The 5,156-nt window shown below is 52.5% G+C and carries 3 protein-coding genes and 1 pseudogene; 2 read left to right on the forward strand and 2 right to left on the reverse strand.

What is annotated here, in order from left to right:
* Window positions 1-381: 381 nt before the first annotated feature.
* Entirely contained in the window at window positions 382-1,032 is a 651-nt protein-coding gene (locus NP596_RS19605) for a TIR domain-containing protein (RefSeq protein WP_256617091.1), read from the forward strand.
* A gap of 11 nt (window positions 1,033-1,043) precedes the next feature.
* Window positions 1,044-3,107, forward strand: coding sequence for a tetratricopeptide repeat protein (locus NP596_RS19610; RefSeq protein ID WP_256617092.1), 2,064 nt, complete (start codon window positions 1,044-1,046; stop codon window positions 3,105-3,107).
* A 687-nt stretch (window positions 3,108-3,794) separates the two neighbouring features.
* On the opposite strand, the gene NP596_RS19615 is transcribed toward NP596_RS19610, so the two are convergent.
* Window positions 3,795-4,952: an HlyD family secretion protein gene (locus NP596_RS19615; RefSeq protein ID WP_256617093.1), complete on the reverse strand. Its 1,158-nt coding sequence runs from the start codon at window positions 4,950-4,952 to the stop codon at window positions 3,795-3,797.
* A 7-nt stretch (window positions 4,953-4,959) separates the two neighbouring features.
* Window positions 4,960-5,156 (reverse strand): annotated as a pseudogene (locus NP596_RS19620) (efflux transporter outer membrane subunit); the annotation flags it as partial.

Raw genomic sequence — 5,156 nt, forward strand, 5'->3', positions numbered from 1 at the left:
GCTCGCGCCTGGGGATGCGTGCCGGTAGTTAACGCTCCGTATGGGTTTCCAAGCTAGCCGTGGAAACCAGATCAACGGCCATAACCCGACTGTCGGGCTCAATATCCAATTCCAATAATTCAGGTATTCGGCAAGCAAATTGACATTATGACTGCGTTACTACGGCCAATTGCCGCCAGACGAAACAAATTGTCTATGGTAGCTGTCCAGCCGATAGCAAGCGTAGGGGGCTGTGAGATTACGAACCGCACTAATCGTGAATGATGAGCCTCACGTTGTTCGGCAGATCCTTGATCTCTTCGATTAGGATCGTTCCGCATTATCTTCACTTGCATAAACATAGTAAACTTCACGGCTGTATCTAACCGACGAAACCAAGGCATGACCTACCAACACGATGTTTTTATCAGCTACCGCCGCCAAGAGTTGTGGACACCCTGGACCCGGGATCATTTTAAAAAACTGCTCAAAGCCTATTTGCAACAGGAACTGCAAATAGAGCCGGACATTTTCGTCGACGAGCGTATTCAGGTCGGTGCCGACTGGATAAACGCACTGGGTGAACATCTGGCAACCTCAAAAGTAATGGTAGCCATTTTTTCCGGCGATTACTTTGCCAGTGACTGGTGCTTGCACGAACTTGACTTGATGTTGGCTCGCGCTCAACAAGCAGCAACTGGCAAACCAAACTATCAACCGTTGGTGATTCCAGTCGTCGTTCACGATGGACAGTTTATTCCAGAGATTGCCAAACGGATACAGCCCGCCGATATGGCAAAATTCCGTGTGGCGTTTATTAATGAAGCAACGGCGGATTATCAAGAGTTTTCAAAGGCAATGGGACAATTGGCTCCGGCTATTGCAAGTGCGATTAGTAAAGCGCCTGTGTTTCAAGATGAATGGATCGCACAATATCAGGAAAGATTCGATCAGCTTTACCAAGCTTCGCTCAATAATCAGCATGTCGAGCCCTTGCAATTTGTTGCAAAGCGTCCTACACCCCCCACTGTATCACCCAAGCTCACGTTTTAAGGATTAATCGAATGTCATTGACAGCCGCACGCGGTGCCATAATTACATTTTATTCATGGAAAGGTGGAGTAGGTCGTACTATGGCCTTGGCCAATGTCGGTGTGCAAATGGCTAGACTGGGACGTAATGTGCTCATGGTTGATTGGGATTTGGAAGCGCCAGGCCTGGAACGCTATTTTGACCATCCGGAAATCATGGAATTAAATGTCCAACCGGCATTGGATTATTCTGGATTACTAGGGCTGCTGGAATTGGCCTGCCCCAGCACGCCGCAAGCAGAATATTGGCAATCCCGTTTGTGTCACATAAGTGTGCCAATGGCAGAGCCAAGTTTCCGCACTTTAAGCCCACCCACCCCAGGCCAATTGCATTTGCTGTCATCCGGTTTTTCTGACAACTCTTACAGTACACGTTTGGCTGAATTTTCCTGGAATCGTTTTTTTGCCGAACATAGTGGTGCTAACTGGCTGGAAGCATTACGCGAGCAATGGGCGTTGGCCTACGATTTTGTATTGATAGACGCTCGTACTGGTTTGACCGATAGTGGCGGGATTTGCACAGTACAAATGCCTGATCTGCTGGTGCTAGTCTTTACCGCCAATCAGCAATCACTTGACGATGGCTTAAAGATTATCGATGCTGCTCAGCGCGCTCGGCGCAACTTTGCTTTCGACCGGGCGCCGCTCACAGTGGTACCGCTATTGTCGCGCTGGTGCGGAGAAGACGAAGTGGATATGGCTGAAAGCTGGTTGAAGCTATTCGACCAAACCTTGCAACCCTTATTTGCATCCTGGCTTCCGCAAGGTTTTACGCCACGGCAGTATCTCGAAAAAACCCGAGTACCACATGTAACCCGCTTTTCCTTCGGTGAGCCATTGCCTGTATTGACCCACAGTCTTAACGATTCCAATTTGCCGGGTCTGGCATACACCACGCTGGCCCGTTTGTTGAATTCTCGTTTGGCCGACGCAGGCTCTATTATAGACCCAGCTTACCTGTCGCCGAAATTTAACGCAGGGTTTCAGGAACAGAATGACCTGAAACTACTGGCCTTGGTACAAGATTCGACAGCCTTACATCAAGAAGTCGCGCGCATAGCTAAAGTTTATGGACCCGAAAGCGCTCAGTTAGCTGATTTTCTGAATGAGGCCGGGTTGACATTACGCCGTTTGGCGCGAAATGTCGATGCTGAGCCGCTCTACCGGCGCTCTTTAGGATTGGCCGAGAAAATATATGGTTCGAATCACGTAGAATTCGCCACTCGCTTGAATAACTTGGCTCAATTGTTAAAGGCCACCAACAGACTAGCGGAAGCCGAACCGCTGATGCGGCAAGCGCTGTCCATAGATGAGCAAAGCTTCGGTCCTGAGCACCCTAATATTGCTATTCGTCTGAACAATCTTGCGCAGTTGTTAAAGGCCACAAACAGGCTGGCAGAAGCTGAACCGCTAATGCGGCGAGCGCTGGCCATCGACGAGCACAGCCTTGGTTATGAGCATCCAAATGTTGCTACTCGTTTGAACAATCTCGCAGCATTGCTGCAGATCACCGACAGGCTGGCAGAAGCCGAACCGCTGATGCGGCGAGCGCTGTCCATAGACGAGCAAAGTTTCGGTCCTGAGCATCCTAATGTTGCTATTCGTCTGAACAATCTTGCGCAATTGCTGCAGGCCACTAACCGCCTGATGGAAGCCGAGCCGCTGATGCGGCGGGCACTGGTCATTGATGAACAAAGCTTCGGCCCGGCGCATCCAGACGTTGCTCGTGATTTGAACAATTTGGCACAACTGCTGAGAGTCACTAACCGTTTTGCTGAAGCCGAACCGTTGATGCGGCGGGCGATGGAGATCGACCAACAAAGTTTCGGTCCTGAGCACCCTAACGTTGCTATCGGCCTGAGCAACTTAGCGCAGTTGCTACTGGTCACCAACCGTCAGGCGGAGGCCGAATCCTATTTCCAAAAATCCTTGGAAATTTTGCAGAAATTCAAGGAGCACAACGGACACGATCATCCTGGTTTGTCTAAGTTACAAAATAACTATCAATTACTATTGGATACGAGAAAATCCAAATGAAAGACAGTTGTTGCGGAGATAGCGTTTTCTGATTTCTTAGCCCGGATGCTGTGAGGTACGAACCGCATCAAGTGCGTCATTCTCCTACGGATATATTCGATAAATCAGTGTAGCCGCACCAGCCCCGTAGAATGTTGACATTCGAAATGTGTGATAACTCAAACTAATCATTCATCTTGAATGACAGCTTATTTGCCTTTTGCTGTCACAGCAAATTGAATCATATTTGTCAGCTTAGGGTCGTAACAAGCCGATCACGCCCTTCCCAATCAAGCCTTGAATTTTTCGAGAACCGCATTCTACAAGCAGATGGGTGGCACGTTTTTTGTGTCCGCCGTTTTTTGAAACAATTCCGCGTGGGCACGAACAGCATGTGCCCACCCTACATTCAACTCCACATCGATCGGGTTGCATTTGGAATTTCTTGATTGTGCTTTTAGCGATGGTGCGCATGAATTAAAAATTATTTTCTCCCGGAATGGGATGGGTCGTAAAAAATGCAACCTTAGTCATCAAACCGCCGCTATTTTGAGAATACCCCATTAAATCGTCCGTAGCCCCCAAAACTGCTGAAACGGTTGAAAACACTTGTCCGGATGCAGCGGCGCCAAGCGGTTTTCCATGCGGTATGCGGCAATGAAGCTGTCAACTGCGTGTGGCCGTCCCGCGCGAACGCTTGCGCCGCGCTCAGGATTTGTTTTGCGCGATAACCTGTTGAATCAGTTGTTCCACCCCTTCCAATTCGCGGTCATAGACGTCGGTCCGGTAAGCCTCGCTTTCGGTGTCGGCGAGGGAGGCCAGCGGCGGCCGCCCTGTTTCCTTGAGCTGTATGCGGGTTAGGGTGGATAGGCCGGGTTGCAGCGGATGGGCCTGTAATTCCGTCGGCTCCAGGGTGATGCGTACTTGCAGGCGCTCGCTGACATGGATGAAGTTGCCGGTGGCATTGTCGGTGGGCAATAGCGCAAACCGGCTGCCGGTACCGGGGGCGAGGCCTTGCACCCGGCCGTGGTAAATCACATCGCCGCCGTAAGCGTCGACCCTGATCTCGGCGGCTTGTCCCGGACGGATGCCGGCAATCTGGGTTTCCAAAAAATTGGCCTCTATCCACAATTGGGTGAGCGGCACAATGGCCAGCAACGGCGAGCCCGGTTTCAGCGTGTCGCCAATTTCGACCTTGCGGCGGGCCACGTAACCCGATACCGGCGCCACCACGTTGCGGCGCCGGTAGTCGAGAAAGGCATGGCGCAAGCGGCTCTTGGCTTTTTCGACGGCCGGATGGTCGTCGATACCGGCGTGCCGTAACTGGGCTTCGGCACCGGCTTGCTCGGCCCGGGTTTCGCGAATCGAAGCTTCCAGTTCCCTGATCTTGTCCGCGGCGTTTTCCAGTTGTTGGCCGGACACCGCGCCGTCCGACGCGGCGGCGTTAAAGCGGGCCAAATCGTGCCGGACCTGGCCGAGCGCGGCTTGTTTGGCCAGCGCGCGCTGCCGCAGAGTTTCGACTTTAGCCGTCAAGGTAATTAAATCGCGCACGGTAGCGCCCAGTTCGGCCTCGGCTTGGCGCAGGGCGATTCGGGCATGGCCGCCGTCCAATCTGACCAGCACATCGCCTTTGCGAACCAGTTGAGTGTCTTCGGCCAATATTTCGGTCACCGTGCCCTCGGTTTGCGCCTTAAGGGTAATTAAATGCCCCATCACAAACGCATCGTCGGTGGCTACCCAGCCGCGGTTGGCAGTCCACCAGAAAGCCAGAAAACCCAGGCCGGTCGAAACCAGGGCCAACAGCACCAGTTTCAGGCGGAAGTTGCGTTGCCGGATGATTTCCTTGGGACGGATTGTGCGCTGCATATCGAAACTATTGGCCGGAGGGTTGAGGATCGCCGTCGGTATAACCGCCGCCCAGCGCCTTGATCAGCCGCACCGCGCTTTTGCACTGTTCGGCCCGTAGGGCGGCCAAGCGAAACTGTTGCTGGTCTTTGACCAGTCCGGCCTGGATCAGGGCCGCTTTATCGGTCAGGCCGGCGCGGTCCAGGCTGGCGGCCAACTGTTCGG

It is taken from the genome of Methylomonas rivi, from assembly GCF_024505165.1.
Taxonomy (GTDB): Bacteria; Pseudomonadota; Gammaproteobacteria; order Methylococcales; family Methylomonadaceae; genus Methylomonas; species Methylomonas rivi.